20 protein-coding genes are annotated in these 16,197 nt (G+C 70.8%); 18 read left to right on the top strand and 2 right to left on the bottom strand.

Going from position 1 to position 16,197, the window contains the following annotated elements; all coding sequences use genetic code 11:
* Positions 1-55 precede the first annotated feature (55 nt).
* The 9 genes from ACFY1E_RS14925 (at position 56) to ACFY1E_RS14885 (ending at position 9,227) form a co-directional block, all read left to right on the top strand.
* Positions 56-520 (top strand): cobalamin B12-binding domain-containing protein, encoded by a 465-nt coding sequence (locus ACFY1E_RS14925; RefSeq protein ID WP_389075602.1) that lies wholly within the window; start codon positions 56-58, stop codon positions 518-520.
* Positions 520-1,788 carry a methylaspartate mutase gene (locus ACFY1E_RS14920; protein ID WP_389075600.1) on the top strand — a complete coding sequence of 423 codons (1,269 nt, stop codon included), beginning with the start codon at positions 520-522 and terminating at the stop codon, positions 1,786-1,788. Before ACFY1E_RS14925 ends, ACFY1E_RS14920 begins: the two co-directional genes overlap by 1 nt.
* Positions 1,789-1,981: 193 nt before the next feature.
* Entirely contained in the window at positions 1,982-2,926 is a 945-nt protein-coding gene (locus tag ACFY1E_RS14915; RefSeq protein WP_389075597.1) for a transporter substrate-binding domain-containing protein, read from the top strand.
* A 90-nt stretch (positions 2,927-3,016) separates the two neighbouring features.
* Positions 3,017-3,916, top strand: a complete 900-nt coding sequence (locus ACFY1E_RS14910; protein ID WP_389076031.1) for a DMT family transporter — start codon at positions 3,017-3,019, stop codon at positions 3,914-3,916.
* Positions 3,913-4,956 carry an aspartate-semialdehyde dehydrogenase gene (locus tag ACFY1E_RS14905; RefSeq protein WP_389075595.1) on the top strand — a complete coding sequence of 348 codons (1,044 nt, stop codon included), beginning with the start codon at positions 3,913-3,915 and terminating at the stop codon, positions 4,954-4,956. The genes ACFY1E_RS14910 and ACFY1E_RS14905 overlap by 4 nt, the downstream gene beginning before the upstream one ends.
* Positions 4,953-6,056 (top strand): aspartate kinase, encoded by a 1,104-nt coding sequence (locus ACFY1E_RS14900; RefSeq protein WP_389075593.1) that lies wholly within the window; start codon positions 4,953-4,955, stop codon positions 6,054-6,056. Before ACFY1E_RS14905 ends, ACFY1E_RS14900 begins: the two co-directional genes overlap by 4 nt.
* 5 nt (positions 6,057-6,061) lie before the next feature.
* Complete coding sequence (locus ACFY1E_RS14895; RefSeq protein WP_389075591.1) at positions 6,062-7,045, top strand: TauD/TfdA family dioxygenase; 984 nt, start codon at positions 6,062-6,064, stop codon at positions 7,043-7,045.
* 142 nt (positions 7,046-7,187) lie between these two features.
* Positions 7,188-8,219, top strand: a complete 1,032-nt coding sequence (locus ACFY1E_RS14890) for a LuxR C-terminal-related transcriptional regulator (protein WP_389075588.1) — start codon at positions 7,188-7,190, stop codon at positions 8,217-8,219.
* Positions 8,220-8,330: 111 nt separating this feature from the next.
* Positions 8,331-9,227: a LysR family transcriptional regulator gene (locus ACFY1E_RS14885; protein WP_351466051.1), complete on the top strand. Its 897-nt coding sequence runs from the start codon at positions 8,331-8,333 to the stop codon at positions 9,225-9,227.
* A 102-nt stretch (positions 9,228-9,329) separates the two neighbouring features.
* Here the strand turns inward: ACFY1E_RS14885 and ACFY1E_RS14880 are convergent, their stop codons facing one another.
* Positions 9,330-10,205: an LLM class F420-dependent oxidoreductase gene (locus ACFY1E_RS14880; protein ID WP_389075585.1), complete on the bottom strand. Its 876-nt coding sequence runs from the start codon at positions 10,203-10,205 to the stop codon at positions 9,330-9,332.
* A gap of 2 nt (positions 10,206-10,207) precedes the next feature.
* The gene (locus ACFY1E_RS14875; protein WP_389075583.1) at positions 10,208-10,369 is read right to left on the bottom strand and encodes a hypothetical protein; all 162 of its coding nucleotides are present in this window, start codon (positions 10,367-10,369) and stop codon (positions 10,208-10,210) included.
* A 197-nt stretch (positions 10,370-10,566) separates the two neighbouring features.
* On the opposite strand from ACFY1E_RS14875, the gene ACFY1E_RS14870 reads away from it, so the two are divergent.
* From ACFY1E_RS14870 to ACFY1E_RS14830, 9 genes are read left to right on the top strand one after another with little or no spacing between them, the layout of a single operon-like run.
* Positions 10,567-11,019: a nuclear transport factor 2 family protein gene (locus ACFY1E_RS14870; RefSeq protein WP_389075581.1), complete on the top strand. Its 453-nt coding sequence runs from the start codon at positions 10,567-10,569 to the stop codon at positions 11,017-11,019.
* A 27-nt stretch (positions 11,020-11,046) separates the two neighbouring features.
* Positions 11,047-11,484: a nuclear transport factor 2 family protein gene (locus ACFY1E_RS14865; RefSeq protein WP_389075579.1), complete on the top strand. Its 438-nt coding sequence runs from the start codon at positions 11,047-11,049 to the stop codon at positions 11,482-11,484.
* Positions 11,481-12,515, top strand: coding sequence for an ankyrin repeat domain-containing protein (locus tag ACFY1E_RS14860; RefSeq protein WP_389075576.1), 1,035 nt, complete (start codon positions 11,481-11,483; stop codon positions 12,513-12,515). Before ACFY1E_RS14865 ends, ACFY1E_RS14860 begins: the two co-directional genes overlap by 4 nt.
* Positions 12,516-12,538: 23 nt before the next feature.
* On the top strand, positions 12,539-12,847 hold the full coding sequence (locus ACFY1E_RS14855; RefSeq protein ID WP_030947702.1) for a muconolactone Delta-isomerase: 309 nt from the start codon (positions 12,539-12,541) through the stop codon (positions 12,845-12,847).
* Between the two features lie 46 nt (positions 12,848-12,893).
* Positions 12,894-13,601 (top strand): EthD family reductase, encoded by a 708-nt coding sequence (locus ACFY1E_RS14850; protein ID WP_389075574.1) that lies wholly within the window; start codon positions 12,894-12,896, stop codon positions 13,599-13,601.
* Positions 13,588-14,826 (top strand): MFS transporter, encoded by a 1,239-nt coding sequence (locus tag ACFY1E_RS14845; RefSeq protein WP_389075573.1) that lies wholly within the window; start codon positions 13,588-13,590, stop codon positions 14,824-14,826. The genes ACFY1E_RS14850 and ACFY1E_RS14845 overlap by 14 nt, the downstream gene beginning before the upstream one ends.
* A 19-nt stretch (positions 14,827-14,845) precedes the next feature.
* Positions 14,846-15,244, top strand: coding sequence for a cupin domain-containing protein (locus tag ACFY1E_RS14840; protein WP_389075571.1), 399 nt, complete (start codon positions 14,846-14,848; stop codon positions 15,242-15,244).
* An 11-nt stretch (positions 15,245-15,255) separates the two neighbouring features.
* On the top strand, positions 15,256-15,888 hold the full coding sequence (locus tag ACFY1E_RS14835) for an NADPH-dependent F420 reductase (RefSeq protein ID WP_389075569.1): 633 nt from the start codon (positions 15,256-15,258) through the stop codon (positions 15,886-15,888).
* Positions 15,885-16,187, top strand: a complete 303-nt coding sequence (locus ACFY1E_RS14830; RefSeq protein ID WP_351466074.1) for a hypothetical protein — start codon at positions 15,885-15,887, stop codon at positions 16,185-16,187. Before ACFY1E_RS14835 ends, ACFY1E_RS14830 begins: the two co-directional genes overlap by 4 nt.
* Positions 16,188-16,197 lie beyond the last annotated feature (10 nt).

Here is a 16,197-nt window from a genome sequence, read left to right as displayed (position 1 = left end):
AACTCCGTTGGGCGGCTTCTGTACTTTCGCCCGGGCGAATCCAAGAGTGATGGGTATGTCTCTCCGTATTGTCGTTTCCAGCGTTTCTTCCGACGCGCACATGTGGAATCTGGTCTATCTTCAGCTGCTGCTGGAGGAGGCCGGGCACGAGGTGACCAATCTCGGCGTGTGCCCGCCGGACGGGACCGTCATGGACGCCTGCCGCGGCGCCGACCGGCCCGACCTCCTGGTGCTGAGCACCGTCAACGGTCACGGCCACCTCGACGGTCTGCGCCTGATCCGTGCCCTGCGCCGCGATCCCGAACTGGCCGCCCTGCCGGTGGTCATCGGGGGCAAGCTCGGGGTGCGGGGCGCGGACGCCGAGGAGGGCCGGCGGCTGCTCGACGCGGGCTTCGACGCCGTGTTCAACGAGTCGGACCAGCCGGCCGGCCGCATGCTCGCCGCCTTCGGTGACTTCCTCGCCGGGCTGGCCCGGACAGCAACCGTGCACGAGCCGCTCGTCGCCGGGGCGCCGCGCTGATGCCCCGGTTCGCCGAGTTCGTCCGGACGGCGTCCGCGGCCGGGCGGCTGGTCGTGCAGCCGCGCATGGGCTTCGGTGAACTCGCCCGGATGCGGGCCGGGTTGAGGGCGGTGCGGGACTGCCGGGCCACCACGGTCGGCACCATCACGCTCGACAGCTACACCCGGGTCGGCGACTACGCCTCCGCCCGCCGGGCCCTGCGCGAGGGAGCCGAGCTCAACGGCTTCCCGCTGCAGGCCCACGGTGCGGGAACCGTGCGCGACCTGCTGCGCGAGGTCTCCGGTCCGGGCTTCCCGGTCCAGGTACGACACGGATCGCCGCTGCCGCTCGACCTGTTCCGCACGATGGTCGCCGCGGGCGTCGACGCCACCGAGGGCGGCCCGGTGTCGTACTGCCTGCCCTACGGCCGGGTCCCGCTCCCCGAGGCGACCGACAACTGGGCCCGCTGCAGCGAGCTCGCCGCGGCGGCCCCCGAGCCCATGCACCTGGAGACCTTCGGCGGCTGCATGCTCGGCCAGCTCTGCCCGCCGTCCCTGCTGGTCGCGCTCAGCGTCCTGGAAGCCATGTTCTTCCAGGAGCACGGCCTGCGCTCGCTCTCCCTCAGCTACGCCCAACAGGTGCACCTGGGCCAGGACCTGGAGGCCCTGGCCGCCCTCCGCCGTCTCGCGGCCGACCACCTCCCCGACGCCGACTGGCACGTCACCCTCTACACCTACATGGGCGTCTTCCCGCGCACCCCCATCGGCTCCTACCGCCTCGTCGAGGACAGCGTCCGCCTCGCCGTGCACAGCGGCACCGAGCGGCTCATCGTGAAGACGCCCGCCGAGGCCCGCCGTATCCCCGCGATCGAGGAGAACGCCGAGGCCCTGGAGTTCGCCGACGCCGTCGCCCGCCAGGCCGCCGCCGACTGCGCGGTCACCAAGTGCCCCCCGCCCACGGACACCGGCCTCCTGACCGAGGCCCGCACCCTGATCGGCGCCACCCTCGAACTCGGCCGCACGGTCGGCTCCGCCCTGGTCACCGCCTTCGCCCGGGGTGTCCTCGACGTGCCGTACTGCCTGCACCGCGACAACGCGAACGCCGCCCGGGCCGTCATCGACGAGCAGGGAATGCTCAGCTGGTCGAAGGCGGGCGGCATGCCGGTCACGATCCGCGACACGGACACCCCACCCCTCACGGCCGACCGCCTGACCACCATGCTCGCCCACAACGAACGCCGCTACGACCGCGAGGACCTGGTCGGCTCCCTCCTACGGACCGCAGCATGACCCCCCGCACCACAGCCGCCACCCGAGCCGCTCCGGTGCACGGCCGGTGGTCGCTCGGCAGCCCTGCCCGGTCCGGTCTGCCCGTGTGCTCTGCCGGTGCCGTGTGCGCGGTCGGGGCGACGGTCGGCCGGTCGTCGGTGGGGGCGGGCTGTGACCGCGGGGACTTGGTCGGTTCGCTGTTGGGGAGCGGGGCATGAGCGGCCGTACGGCCCTCGTCGGCACGCTGGCCGCCGTCCGTGCCCGTGGTGCCGTGCGGGCCCTGGTCTCCCAGGGACAGCCCGGGCTCTCGCTGTGTGGCGCCGACGGGCGTTGGACCGGGCTGGACGCGGACATCGCCCGTGCGGTCGCCGCCGCCGTGCTCGGCGACCCGGAGGCGGTCGAGTGGCGCCCGGCCGGATCCGCCGCCCGGCTCAGCCAACTCGCCGCGGGGCAAGCAGATCTGACGGTCTGCAACGTCAGCTGGACCATGGGGCGCGAGGCCGCGCACGGGCTGCTCTTCGCCGGGGTCACCTGTTACGACGGCGAGGGGTTCCTCGTGCCCGCGGAATCCGGGTTCGAGGACCCCGCCCAGCTCGCGGGCAGGCGGCTCGCCGTGCACGCCGGCTCCACCTCCCCGGCCAATCTGGCCGCCTGGTACCGGCCGCGCGGTCTCGCCGTGGAGCCCGTCCCCTTCGACCGGCCCGCCGACGCGCTGCGCGCCTACGCCTTCGGCGAGTGCGCCGCGTACGTCCTCGACAAGGTGGCCCTGGCCGGCGCGCGACGAACCCTCCCCGACCCCGAGGCGCACCGGATCCTGCCCGCCGAGATCTCCCGCGAGCCCATGGCCGCCGTGGTGCGGGACGACGACCCCGGGTGGTTCCGGATCTGCCGCTGGGTGCTGCAGCTCCTGTTCGCCGCCGAGTACGAGAGCCACCGCACCGGCGAGGCCGGCCGCGAAGCCGTCGCCCGCCAGGCCGGCCGGCACGGCCCCGCCGCCGGCCTCGACGAGCGGTGGGCGGCCCGTGTCCTCGACGCCGTGGGCAGCTACGCCGACCTGTACGAACGCAACCTCGGCCGCGCCTCGGGCCTCGATGTGCCGCGCGGCCCCAACGAGCTGTGGACCAGAGGTGGTCTGCACTACGCCGTGCCCCTGCACTGAGACGCGGATCCACCCGGAGAAGAGGTACCGACTGTGAGCACCCCCAGCCGTCAGCAGCAGACCAGAGGAGCCGTCGAACTCACCGCGGCCATGGTCCTGTCGGGCACCCTCGGCGTCTTCGTCGTCGAGTCCGGCCAGCCCAGCTTCAACGTGGTCTTCTTCCGCTGCGTCTTCGGCGCCGTCGCCCTCGCCGCGTACTGCCTGGCCCGCGGCCTGTTCAGGAATCACAACTTCACCCGCCGCACCTTCGCCCTCGCGGTCCTCGGTGGCGTGTGCATCGTCTTCAACTGGGTGCTGCTGTTCAGCAGTTACACCAAGACGTCGATCTCGGTGGCCACGGTCGTCTACCACACCCAGCCGTTCTACGTGGTGATCCTCGGGCTGGTCCTCTTCAAGGAGAAGCTCAACCGCCACCAGGCCGGCTGGATCGTCCTCGCCTTCCTCGGCGTGCTCCTGGTCGCCGACCTCACCTCGGCCGACGGCAAGAAGGACGGCGCCTACTTCCTCGGCGTCGGCCAGGCACTGCTCGCCGCGCTGCTGTACGCCTTCGCCACCGTCATCGCCAAGCACCTGAAGTCCGTTCGCCCCGAACTCACCGCCCTCACCCAGGTGCTGGTCGGCATCCCGCTGCTGCTGCCGTTCACGGCACTCGGCAAGACCGCCGATCTCGGCGCCGACTGGGCCTGGCTGGTCGGACTCGGCGTCATCCACACCTGCCTGATGTACATCCTGCTGTACGCCTCGTACCAGAAACTGCCCACCGCGAAGATCGCGGTCCTGTCCTTCGTCTACCCGGCGGTCGCCATCCTCGCCGACTTCACCGTGTACGGGCACCACATCACGCTCCTTCAGGCCCTGGGCGTCCCGCTGATCGTCCTGGCGGGACTCGGCGTGAACCTCGGCTGGCGGCTGCTGCCGTCGGGAGGCCGCCGTACGCACGGGGACAAGGCGGCGGCACCCGCGCTCACCCGGATCGGAGAACCCCGATGACCTTCGTCAGCGACACCAAGGCGCCGCAAATCGCCCTCGTCGGCGCGACCGGAGCGGTCGGCCACACCCTCATCGAGCTGATCGAGACCCGGAGCCTGCGCCACAACGGCATACGGCTCGCCGCGTCCGCACGTTCGGCGGGGCGGCAGATGGAGGTCGACGGCCTCTCCTGCACCGTGGAGGACCTGGACGGCTTCGACTTCTCGGACGTCGACATCGCGTTCTTCTCCGCCGGGACGTCCGTCAGCCAGAAGTGGGCCCGGCCGGCCGCCGCCCAGGGCGCACTGGTCATCGACAACACCAACGCCTTCCGCATGGACCCGGACACCCCGCTGGTCGTCCCGCAGGTCAACGCGGACGTCCTCACCGGCCGCCCGGCGAGCGGCATCATCGCCAACCCCAACTGCTCGACCATCCCGCTGGTGCGGCTTCTCCAGACGGTCGAGCAGCGGTGGGGGATACGGCAGGTGGTCGTCAGCACCTACCAGGCGGCCTCCGGGCAGGGCCAGCACGGCATCGAGGAACTCCAGGAGGGCACCGAACTCGCCCTGCACGACCCCGACGCCGAACTGCCCGCGGAACGCTTCACCGCCCCGCTCGCCTTCAACGTGGTGCCGTTCATCGACCGGCTCCTGGACACCGGGTTCACCATGGAGGAGCAGAAGATGCTCCAGGAGTCCCGCAAGATCCTCGGCCTGCCGCACCTCGACGTCACCACCACCTGCGTCCGCGTCCCGGTCGTCAACTCGCACTCCGAGGCGGTGTGGGTGGAGGCCGCGGCCCCCGTCGACCGCGCCGAGCTGATCGACCGGCTGGCCGCCCTGCCCGAGGTCACCGTCCACGACCGGGACACCCCGGGCCGCTTCCCGACCCCGCTGACCGCGGGCGAACCGGACCACGTCCACGTCGGCCGGGTCCGGGTCGCCCCGCACAACCCGCGCGGCTTCTGGCTCTGGCTGGTCGCCGACAACCTGCGCATCGGGGCCGCCCTGAACGCCGTACAGATCGCCGAGACCGTTCTCGACCGGGGGTTGCTGTGACCGACGCTGCCATTCTGAAGTTCGGCGGCTCCACCTTCCGTACCCATGCCGCCTACGACAGGCTCGCGGCCGGCCTCGAAGCCCGGCTGGAGCGCGAGGGCCGCCGGCTGGCCGTCGTGGTCAGCGCCATGCAGGGGGAGACCGAGCAGCTGCGGGGCCGGCTGCACGAGGTCAACGCCCACCCCGAGGACGCCACCCCGGCCGGCATGCTCGCCACCGCCGACCTGATCAGCGCCCACCTGCTCGCCACCGCCCTGCACCGCAGGGGCCGCACCGCGACCGTCCTGGCCGGCCACCAGATCGGACTGATCACCAACTCGTCCTTCCTGTGGGCCCGGGTGATCGAGACGGACCCGGGACCGCTCGACAGGACCCTGGCCGAGTACGAGGTCGTCGTCGTCCCCGGTGGCCAGGCGATCGACGCACAGGGCCGGCCCACCTGGCTCGGCAAGAACAGCTCCGACCTGTCGGCGATCGCCGTCGCCCGTGCCCTCGGCGGTACCGCCTGCGAGATCCACTCCGACGTCGACGGCATCTACACCTCCGATCCGCACCTGGTGCGGGGCGCACGGCTGCTGCCGAAGGTCTCCTTCAACATGGCCGCCCTGATGTCCCTGTACGGGGCCAAGGTGCTGCACCGCAGGGCCGTGCAGCTCGCCCTGCGGCACGGCATCGAGATCGTCTGCCGCTACAACCGGGCACCGTTCTCCCGCGGCACGACCATCAGCCGGGAGGGCGACCAGATGGCCGCCATCGTCTTCAACCAGCGGTCGGTGGTGCTGAGTTACGACAACGACGACTGCGCCGACCTCGCCCACGGCGTCTTCCACGCGGCCGGCATCGACACCGTACGGCTGACCGAGAAACCGTGGGTCGCCGTCGTCGGCGGCTTCGTCGACCTGGAGGCCGTGCAGCGCCGCCAGAACCTCAAACCCGGCAGCTACGTCGGTGTCCCGGTCGCCGAGATCCGCGGCTCCAAGGTCACCACCCACATCGCCGAGAGCGGCGAGGACGCCCTGCACCTCGCCCAGCGCCTGCACGACCGGATCGACCTGCCCGTCATGGAACCCGCGCCAGAGCCCCACCTCGCCGGAGTGTGACCGCCTTGACCTTCGCCGACCTCGAAATGCCCGACCAGGTGCGCGACACCATCGGTGCGGAGCTGTGTCTGCTGCCCGACCCGACCACGGACGTCGACCGGGCCCTGACCCGCTACCACCGCATCTTCGCCGCCCTGCCCACCGAACTCCTCCAGCAGCTCATGGACTTCGGCCGGCACAACGACTCCCCGGGCGTGATGCTCGTACGCAACCTGCCGCTGGACGCGGACCTGCCGCCGACCCCGGTCGACGGTGGACCTTCCGCCGCCAAGAACAGCTTCGTCGCCGAAGGCGTGCTGCTCGGCCTGACCGGACTGCTGGGCGAGCCGATCGGCGTGCTCACCGAGAAGGCCGGCCGACTCGTCCACGACGTCGTCCCGGTCCAGGAGGGCGCCCGCGCGCAGACCAACCAGGGCTCCGCGGTCTTCCTCAACTTCCACAGCGACATCACCTACGACACCACCGGCCGCTACGACGTCGCCAACCCGGACTTCCTCGTCCTCAACTGCCTGCGTGGCGCCCCCGGCAACGACGCCCACACGTACTACGCCGACGCTCGCGACCTGTGCCGGCACCTGCCGGACCCGCTGGTCGAGACCCTGCGCAGCCCGCTGTACCGGCTCAACGCCCCCGGCAGCTACACCCGCAGTGTGGGGGAGGAGGTGCTGTCCGAACCGGTGCCCATTCTCAGCGGCGCCCCCCATTTCCCGGAGATCACCGTCTCCGCGAACGGCACCCGACCGCTCACCAGCGGCGCCCGGACCGCCCTCGACGCACTGCAGGAAGCCTGCCGGTCCGTCGCCCACACAGTACGGCTGGAACCCGGCCAGGCCCTGCTGATCAACAACCGCAAGGGCGTCCACGCGCGTTCCGTCTTCCGTGCCCGTCACGACGGCCGCGACCGCTGGCTCCAACGCACCTACATCCGCCGCAACCTGTGGAACGTGCGTTACCGGGCCACGCCTGAGGACCGGCGCGTTCATTACTGAATGCGGTGCCGTACCTAACGCTCTCAAGCCGACGGAACCCGCACGGGAGTTCGGGCCGGGCGAGGCGTCCTAGGGTGAAACGGCAAGACGCGGTGCGCGGCGACGCACCGACCTGGGCTCGGGTGTGTTGGGGGGTGAGGAATTGACGGACGAGATTCCTCTTCTCGGCGACCTCGCGGTCAAGGCCTACGAAACGGCTCTGCAGAAGGGCCGCTTCGACGACGAGGAGATCGCCACCGCCCTCGCTGCGGACACCACCGCGGTCGAGGAGATACGCAAGTCCCTCCAGGACCTGCACCTGCTCAGCCCGAGCGCACCCGGGCGCCCCGTCGTCCCCCTCGACCCCGAGGTCGCCGAGGCCGAACTGGTCACGCCGCTGGAGGTGGAGATCGGCCGCCGCCGACGCGAGATCGGCCGTATCCACGAGGAGTTGCGCTCACTCGCCGCCGACTACCGCGCCCGGCCGGGCGGCTTGCCGGCCGACGTGCCCATCACCGTTCTCGACGACGTCGAGGAGGTGCGCCGCGAGATCGACCGGGCCCGCTACGGCTGCACCCAGGAACGCATGAGCCTGCAGTCCGGCGGCGGCCGCCCACCCGAACTCCTCGAGGCCGACCGGGAACACACCCTGGAACTGCTACGCCGAGGCGTCCGCGTGCGCACCCTCTACCAGCACACCGCCCGCACCAGCCTCGCCACCCGCACCTACGTCCAGGAGATCAGCCGACGCGGCGCCGAGGTGCGCACCGTCGACGAACTCTCCGAGCGGCTCATCATCTACGACCGCAGGATCGCCTTCATCCCCAAGGAGCGCACCGGCCGGCAGCCGCCCGGCGCCGCCGTCATCACCGAACCGACGGTCGTGGACTATCTGGCCCGCACCTTCGAGTCGGTGTGGCAGATCGGCCGCTCCTTCGAGGTGGACCAGCAGACCGCCGAATACCCGCAAGTCGCGGAAGAAGTACGGCACTCCATCATTCGCCTCATGGCCCTCGGGCTGAAGGACGAGGTCATTGCGCGCAGGCTCGGCATGGCGACCCGGACCTGCCGCCGCCACATCTCCGCCGTCATGGAGGAAATGGGGGCGGTCAGCCGATTCCAGGCAGGCCTGATAATCGGCCGCGAGAACCGGGAGCACGGCGGGGGCCGGGAAAACGGAGATGTTGGCCGCTAGCTGACGTCGCCTGTCCCCAAGGGGACAGCGCCGGGACATGGCGCCCGTACCCGTCCGGTGATTCGCTGGAACAGGAAATCCATCCGTTGTCGGCCCATGCAGGAGAACACCATGGATATCAGGCAGCTGGCGGCGTTCCACAAGGTGGCCACGCTGCTCAGTTTCTCGAAGGCGGCGACGGAACTGAAGTATGCGCAGTCCAGTGTCACCAGCCAGATAAAGGGACTCGAGATGTCCCTGGGCGTCGATCTCTTCGACCGCCTCGGCGGCCGCATCCAGCTCACCGAGGCGGGCCAGCGGCTGCTGCCCTACGCCGAGCAGATGCTGGCCCTGGCCGGCGAGGCCCGCGGCGCCACGGTCGGCTCCGGGGACCCCTCCGGAGTGCTCACCATCGGCTCGATGGAGAGCATCACGTCCTACCGGATGCCGCCGCTGCTGGAGTTCTTCCACCACCGCTACCCCGCCCTGCACATCGTGCTGCGCCCGAGCCTGTGCGCGGAGACCTGCCATGCCCTGCGGCAGGGAATGTTCGACATGGGCTTCCTCATGGAGGCCGAGACACAGCACCCGGGCGTCCAGACGGAAGTCCTCGGCTCCGAACCCCTGACCGTGGTGGCCGCCCCCGACCATCCGCTCACCCAGCTCCCGAAGGTGACCACCGAGGAACTCCGCCGCACCCAGGTCATCTCGGCGGAGGCGGGCTGCGCCTACCGGGAACTGTTCGAGGCCGAACTGAACGACGGCACGGGGGAGGCGCTGCCGTTCCTGGAGTTCGGCACGATCGAGTCCATCAAGCGGGGGGTGGCGGCGGGTCTCGGCATCAGCCTGCTGCCGACGGCCTGCGTACAGGACACATTGGACGCCGGCATTCTCGTGAAACTGGACTGGGACATCCCGTTCGAGGTGTTCACGCAACTTGCTTGGCGGCGAGGAAAGAACCTGACGCGCGAGATGCGGGTGTTCACGGACCAGTCGATCCGCTTCCTGGCTGAGGAATACGGGCGCTGACAATAAGCGCCGGCGTGCAGGAGCGCCCCTTCAGGGGCGCGGGGCTGTATCGATATGCGGCTCCGCCGCGTGGGCGCGACAAGCACCCACTAACCCGCGGACTCAGTCACAAGCGACTGGCCCCAATTCCCGCAACGTACTGCCGAGCATCCGAATGTGATCGTCCACGGTCGCCAGACCCAACCCCATGGTGCTCAGACAAAGATGCGTCGCCCCCAAGTCCCGCCAACCAGCAACGAAATCCGCCCACGCGGCCCGCGGCACCTCCGCAAGCTTGAGGCGCGCCTCAAACCCGACCGCACCGGGATCACGGCCGGCCTGCAAGGCATACGTCCGCACCCTCTGCACCATGCCCCGCGCCGTCTCATCCGGTGGGCGCTGAGGGAGCCAGCCGTCACCCAGGGTGCCGGCCCGCCGCAGCACCGCCTCCGCGTTGCCCCCGAACCACACCGGAATACGCCCCCGCACCGGCCGCGGCAGGATCCCCGCGTCCTCGATGCGATGCCAGCGCCCCTCATAGGTGACCGTGGGCTGCGCCCACAACGCACGTAGCACCTCGACCTGTTCGGCGCTGCGGGCGCCGCGGTCGGTGAACGTCGCGCCGAGGCTGTCGTACTCCACCCGGTTCCAGCCGATGCCCACGCCCAGCCGCAGCCGGCCGCCGCTGAGCACGTCCACCTCGGCGGCCTGCTTGGCCACCAGGGCGGTCTGCCGCTGCGGCAGCACCAGGACCCCGGTGACGAGCTCCAGGGTGCGGGTGACCCCGGCGAGATAGCCGAACAGCACGAAGACCTCGTGGAAGAGGTCCTCGCTGGTGTAGCCGTACCAGCCGGGGCGGCCGGCGGTGCCCGCGCCGAGCACGTGGTCGAAGGCGACCACGTGCCGGAAGCCCAGTTCCTCCACGGCCTCGGCCCAGGCGCGCACCGCGCCCGGGTCCGCGCCGATCTCCGTCTGCGGGAAAACTGCTCCGATATGCATGCTCAGCCGACCAGACCCCAGCCGTCGTCCTCTGCGGACGTGGTCCGCAGTGCGCTGCTGTTCACCATCAGTGCCTCCTCGTGGTCGATGTGGGTCGATCCGGTCGTCCCACCGTCCCCAGCCGGCTCCTCGCCCGCGCGGCGCCGCGCCGCCGGTTCCGGCACTCTGTCACACGGTCGATGACACTGCGTCAAGTGAGCGGTCAGTTCGAATGAACTGACGTAGTACCCAGGTGGAGCTCGCAGAGTGCGCCGGGCGGCCGCGGCGCCGGGACCTCCCCTCCGGCACCGTCACTAGCGTCGGCCGGGACCGATCGTCCAGCACGCCCGCCCCGACCGGGCGCGCCACCACGGAGTTGCCGATGACTTCCGCCGAAGACCGGATCGACGTGACCGAGACCTGCACCAGGATGCTGTGGCACGTCGACCTGCGCCAGTGGGAGGCACTGCCCGCCCTGCTCGCGGAGAAGGTGACCCTGGACTACACGAGCCTGTTCGGCGGGGAACCGGTGGTCAGCACCCGCGACCGGGTCATCGCCGACTGGCGGGCCGGGCTCGGCCACCTCAAGGCCACCCAGCACATGATCGGCAACCAGATCGCCGAGGTGCACGGGGACGAGGCGGTCCTCACCGCCCACTTCCAGGCCACCCACCTGCTGCCCAACGCGCACGGCGGCCCGAGCTGGACGCTCGGCGGCCGCTACCGCTTCGACCTGACCCGCGGAGGGTCCGGCTGGCGCATCGCCGGCCTGGTGATGACCGCGCTGTGGGCGGACGGCAACCAGCAGATCATGACCCCTCCGGACAGCCAGTAGGCCGCGAGACGGCCACAAGGAGACGACATGAGCGACCTCACCGAGCAGACCCGGGACGTTGCCAAGCGGTGGTTCGCCGCCCTGACGAGCGGCGACTTCGGCACCGCGCTCGGGCTCCTCGCCGACGACGTCGAATGGATCAACTACCGTCCCGTGCCCGGCTACAACGACGACATGAAGTGGATCGGCACCCTGCACAGCAGCGCCGAAGTGGCCGACAGCGTCGGGGTGTTCGCCGGCCAGTGCGAGGTGATCTCCGAGGAGCTGCTCGACCTCGTCGTCGAGGGCGAGAAGGCCGCCGGGATCATCCACGAGATCTCCCGGGTCAAGGAGACCGGCATCGACTTCGAGATCATCTTCACGCACTGGCTGACCGTCCGCGACGGCCGCATCGTCCGCTGGGAGTCCCACACCGACCCCTCGCAGATCATCCGGGCGATCCGGGGCGGGGCGGTGGCCTCATGAGCGCCGCTCTCATCGCGGCCGTACGCGGCCGCGCCACCGAGGAGGTCCAGCGGCTGCTCGACGCGGGCGCCGACCCGAGCACGCGCGAGCACTCCTCAGGGCTCACCGTCTTGATGATCGCCGCCGGCCAGGCCGACCCGGGGACCACCGAGACGCTGATCGCGTCCGGCGCCGACGTCCACACCGCCGACACCAGGGCCGGCGCGACCGCGCTGCACAAGGCCTGCCAGGGCGGCAGCCTGGACGTCACCCGGCAGCTCGTCGAGGCCGGTGCCTTCGTGGACGCCGTGGCCCCCACCACCGGGCACACCCCGCTGATGGACGCCCTCTGGTACAAGTACCCGGACCTCGTGGAGTACCTCCTCGACCAGGGCGCGGGCCTCAAGCTCCACACCCACTACGGCTTCTCGCTCGAGGAGCACTTCGCCTACGAGCTGAACGTCAACACCTTCGGCAAGGACAAGCTGCTCCGTGCCGAGCAGCTCCTGAAGGAGCGCAGGGAGGCGGACGCGAGCGCCGTCGAGGCCCAGCCCCTGATGGCCGCCACCGCCGCCGGAGACACCGAGGCGGTACGCCGGCTCCTCGCCGACGGCGCCGAAGTGGACGCCCGCGCCCCCTTCCTCAACGGCTTCAACGACGCCCACACCCCGCTGCTCGTCGCCTCCCGCGACGGCCACGGCGAGATCGTCCGGCTGCTGCTGGGCGCGGGCGCCGACATCAACGCCGTCGAGCCCTGCTTCGGCGCCGTACCCCTGCACAAGGCCGTCTACAACGGCCACGCCGACATCACCGCCGACCTGGTCGCCCACCCCGGCATCGACCTGGACTTCCAGGGCGCCACCAACGGCTACACCCCGCTGCACGACGCCCTGTGGCACGGCTACGCCGACTGCGTGACCGTCCTGCTCGACGCCGGCGCCCGCACCGACCTGGTCGGCCACGACGGCAAGACCCCGCTCGACCTGGCCGTCGAGGTCTTCGGCGACGACGACCCGATCACCCGGCGGATCGCGGCACTCGCGGCGGCGTGACCCCAACTCCCCTAAGGAACCCCATGTTGTTCTACGTCCAGATGCGCTGGAACCACGAGGGACGGATCTCCCTGGACGAACTCTGGGAGATCGAGCGCGAAGAGGCCGAACACGCCCAGGAGACCCTCGACTCCGGATTCGCCGTCGGCCTGTGGAAGGTCGCCGCGCAGAAGCGGGTGATCGGCATCATCGAGTCCCCGAGCGCCGAGGAACTGGACCGCACCGCCCTCGGCCGGCTGCCGATGCGCGAGTACCTCGAGTTCGAGGAGGTCTGGCCGTTGCGCGACTACCTGGGCTTCGCCGAGGACGTGAAGAAGGCCTACAAGGTCTGACCCGACCGACTCCCCTTCCGGCCGACCGACTCCCCTGGAGACCGCCATGATCCACCAGCTGATCTTCGCCCATCCCAAACCCGGAATGTCCGAGCAGGAGTTCCAGGACTACTGGGTCGACGTGCACGCGGTGCAGTACGCGAGCAAGATCCCGCAGATCAAGAAGTATCTGATCGACACCCGTATCCCCTTCGGCCCGGAACCGGACGACCCGCTGTGGAGCGGTATCGCGGAGATCTGGCTGGAGAACGACGAGGACCAGCTCGCCTCCCTGCAGACCCCGGAGTTCCTGGAAGGCGCCCGGCTGGACGAGCCCAAGTGGGCCGCCTTCTGGCGCACCGTCGTCCTCGACACCGACGCACACGTCCTGCGGGCCGGGGACCACCCGGCGCCCGAGGACGGCGTGAAGATCGTCGCCCTGGTCAAGCGCACCGAGGGCACCACCGTGGAGCAGTTCCGGGAGCGCAGCCTCGGTGAGCACGCCGAGCTGATGCTCCAGGTGCCGGGCCTGCGCCGCTACCTCCAGTGCTTCACCCGGGACGGCGCCTACGCCATCGGCGAGGCCCTCCTGGACGCCGCCTACCTGCTCTCCTTCGACAGCCTCGAAGACCTGGAGAAGGCCGCGGCCTCCGAGGAGTACGCGAGGGCCAAGGACGACCTCGTCACCTTCGTACAGCCCCGCTATCTGCACCACATGGCGGTCAAGGAGCACTGGATCATCGGTTCGGAAGGCGAAGCACGTGACCACCGCTGAACACACGCACGACAACCAGGCGCGTCGCACCCAACTCGCCCTGGGAACACTGGCCCTGGGCGCGTTCGTCATCGGCACGGCGGAACTCGTCATCGTCGGCATCCTGAACCTCATCGCCAAGGACACCGGCGTCTCGGTCGGCACGGCCGGCCTGCTGGTCACCGCCTACGCCCTCGGCATCTGCATCGGCGGACCCCTGCTCACGGCCGTGACCATCCGGCTCGGCCGCCATCTGCTGCTGTGGTCGGCGCTGTCCGTGTTCCTCGTCGGGAACCTCCTCGCAGCCGTCACCACCAGCTTCGGCGCCTTGATCGTGGCGCGCGTCATCACCGGCGCCATCCACGGCCTGTTCATCGGCGTCGCCTCCGCGCTCGCCGCACACCTCGTCCCCGCCGGGCAGCAGGGCCGGGCCGTGGCCATGGTGTTCGGCGGGATCGCCGTCTCCACCGTGATCGGCGTGCCGCTCGGCACCCTGGTCGGCAACGCGGTCGGCTGGCAGGCCACCTTCGTCGGGATCGTCGCCCTCGGCGCGCTGGCCCTGGTCGCCACGCTCGCCTTCGTCCCGAGGGTCGGCATCACCGGGCCGACAGGGCTCGGCTCACAGGTCCGGCACGCCTTCGCTCCACGGGTGCTGGCCCAGCTGGGCGTCGGGCTGCTGCTGCTCGGCGGCCAGTTCGCCGCCTTCACCTACCTTGCCTCCTACCTGGAGGACGTCACCGGCATCTCCGGCGGCGCGGTCAGTGCCTTCCTGCTGGTCTACGGCATCGCCAGCGCCGTCGGCGTGTTCGGCGGCGGCCGGTTCGCCGACCGCGGGGCGGCCACCACCCTGGTGGTGGCCAACGTGGCGCTCGCCCTCATCCTCACCGCCCTGCACTACGTCGGCGACAACCCGGCGCTGACCGCCGTCGCGCTCGCCGTATGGGGGCTGGTCGGCTTCGGCCTGGTGCCCTCCTTCCAGCTGCGGGTGATCACCCTGGCCGGACCCGGCGGAGACCTCGCCGCCACCCTCGGCGCCTCCGCCGTCAACGCGGGCATCGCCGGGGGAGCGGCCGCCGGCGGCTGGGCCGTGGAGGCCCACGGCGTCGGCTCGGTGTTCGTACTCGCCCTGATCGTCATGGTCGTGGCGCTGCCCGCGACCTGGGCCGCGACGCGGCTGCGCCCGGCCGGCGACGAGCCCGTCCAGGCGGTGTCCCCGGTCGCCGACCCGGTAGCCGATCCCACCTGAGGACCCCAAGGACCGACCCATGCAGATCATCGCGAAGAACAGCCTGCCCACCGTGCAGATCAACGGCGAGGTGGCCGCCCACATCCTCAACGCGAGCGACCATCCCGGTCTCAGCGTCTCGGCGTTCATCGTCGACGTCGCCACCGACGCCGGCCCCCCGAGCCACACCCACCCCTACGAGGAGATCTTCGTGATCGTCGAGGGCACGGTACGGCTGGAGGCCGGCGGCGAGAGCGTCGATGCGACCCCGGACGACATCTGCGTCGTACCGGCCGGAATGCCGCACAAGTTCGCCAACCTCGGCCCCGGCCGGGCCCGCATGGTCAACATCCATGCCGCCAAGGACGTCGTCACCGAGTTCGTCCCCGACGAGGCCGACACCAACGAGTCGTACGCGTACAACCGCCCGGGCGCTTGAGAGGACCGCACATGAGGATCGGCATCCTGGGCAGCGGCGAGATCGGCGGTACCCTCGCCCGGCTGCTCACCGCCGCCGGACACGAGATCGCCGTCGCCAACCGGCGCGGCCCCGACTCCCTCGCCGGGCTGGTCGCGGAACTCGGCGGACGGGCCCGGGCGGCCGGCGTCGAGGAGGCCATTGCCTTCGGTGACCCGCTCGTCGTGGTGGCCGTCCCGTTCGGCGCCTACGAGAGCCTGCCCGCCGACGCGCTCGCCGGGAAGGTCGTCGTCGACACCACCAACTACACACCCGGCAGGGACGGCACGTTCCCCGACCTCGAGTCGGACCGGACCACGTCCTCCGAGCTGATCGCCGCCCACCTTCCGGGTGCCCGCGTGGTCAAGGCGGTCAACACCCTCAACTACAAGTACCTGCTCGACCTCGCCCGGCCGGGCGCACCGCGCGAGGAACGGACCGCGCTGTTCGTCGCCGGCGACGACCCCGAGGCCAACCGGCTCGTCACCGAGCTCCTCGACGAGCTCGGATTCGCGCCCCTGCCGACGGGCTCCCTCGCCCAGGGAGGACGCCGGCAGCAGCCCGGCACGCCCGTCTTCAACCGCCCCCTCGACGCACGTCTCGCCCAAGAGAGGTGGAGCACATGACCACTGTGGAGACCATCCGGTTCAAGCTGCGCGAGGCCGGCGCCGCCGCCGACGCCGAGTTCCAGCAGCTCAACCGCACCATGGAGAAGGAGTACCTGGAGGCCCGCCCCGGCTTCCTCGCCCGCTCGACCGCCCGCAGCGCCGACGGCGAGTACCTGGTGACCGTCCACTGGGCCTCCCCCGAGGACGCCGAGGCCACCATCGCGGCCTTCTTCGCCGCCCCCGAGACCCAGGCCTTCCTCGCCGCCGTCGACCTGGAGACCGTACAGCCCGGCCGCTACGAGCTGATCGAGAGCTGAGGCCTTCTCC

Source organism: Streptomyces sp. NPDC001604 (assembly GCF_042893475.1).
Classification (GTDB): Bacteria; Actinomycetota; Actinomycetes; order Streptomycetales; family Streptomycetaceae; genus Streptomyces.
The sequence above is the reverse complement of the archived record's forward strand: the minus strand, read 5'-3'. Positions and strand labels throughout refer to the sequence as shown.

Bases quoted from the DNA above. Each gene is read 5' to 3' on its own strand.
- ACFY1E_RS14925 (WP_389075602.1), top strand. From the start codon at position 56: ATGTCTCTCCGTATTGTCGTTTCCAGCGTTTCTTCCGACGCGCACATG.
- ACFY1E_RS14920 (WP_389075600.1), top strand. From the start codon at position 520: ATGCCCCGGTTCGCCGAGTTCGTCCGGACGGCGTCCGCGGCCGGGCGG.
- ACFY1E_RS14915 (WP_389075597.1), top strand. From the start codon at position 1,982: ATGAGCGGCCGTACGGCCCTCGTCGGCACGCTGGCCGCCGTCCGTGCC.
- ACFY1E_RS14910 (WP_389076031.1), top strand. From the start codon at position 3,017: ATGGTCCTGTCGGGCACCCTCGGCGTCTTCGTCGTCGAGTCCGGCCAG.
- ACFY1E_RS14905 (WP_389075595.1), top strand. From the start codon at position 3,913: ATGACCTTCGTCAGCGACACCAAGGCGCCGCAAATCGCCCTCGTCGGC.
- ACFY1E_RS14885 (WP_351466051.1), top strand. From the start codon at position 8,331: ATGGATATCAGGCAGCTGGCGGCGTTCCACAAGGTGGCCACGCTGCTC.
- ACFY1E_RS14880 (WP_389075585.1), bottom strand. From the start codon at position 10,205: ATGCATATCGGAGCAGTTTTCCCGCAGACGGAGATCGGCGCGGACCCG.
- ACFY1E_RS14870 (WP_389075581.1), top strand. From the start codon at position 10,567: ATGACTTCCGCCGAAGACCGGATCGACGTGACCGAGACCTGCACCAGG.
- ACFY1E_RS14865 (WP_389075579.1), top strand. From the start codon at position 11,047: ATGAGCGACCTCACCGAGCAGACCCGGGACGTTGCCAAGCGGTGGTTC.
- ACFY1E_RS14860 (WP_389075576.1), top strand. From the start codon at position 11,481: ATGAGCGCCGCTCTCATCGCGGCCGTACGCGGCCGCGCCACCGAGGAG.
- ACFY1E_RS14855 (WP_030947702.1), top strand. From the start codon at position 12,539: ATGTTGTTCTACGTCCAGATGCGCTGGAACCACGAGGGACGGATCTCC.
- ACFY1E_RS14850 (WP_389075574.1), top strand. From the start codon at position 12,894: ATGATCCACCAGCTGATCTTCGCCCATCCCAAACCCGGAATGTCCGAG.
- ACFY1E_RS14840 (WP_389075571.1), top strand. From the start codon at position 14,846: ATGCAGATCATCGCGAAGAACAGCCTGCCCACCGTGCAGATCAACGGC.
- ACFY1E_RS14835 (WP_389075569.1), top strand. From the start codon at position 15,256: ATGAGGATCGGCATCCTGGGCAGCGGCGAGATCGGCGGTACCCTCGCC.
- ACFY1E_RS14830 (WP_351466074.1), top strand. From the start codon at position 15,885: ATGACCACTGTGGAGACCATCCGGTTCAAGCTGCGCGAGGCCGGCGCC.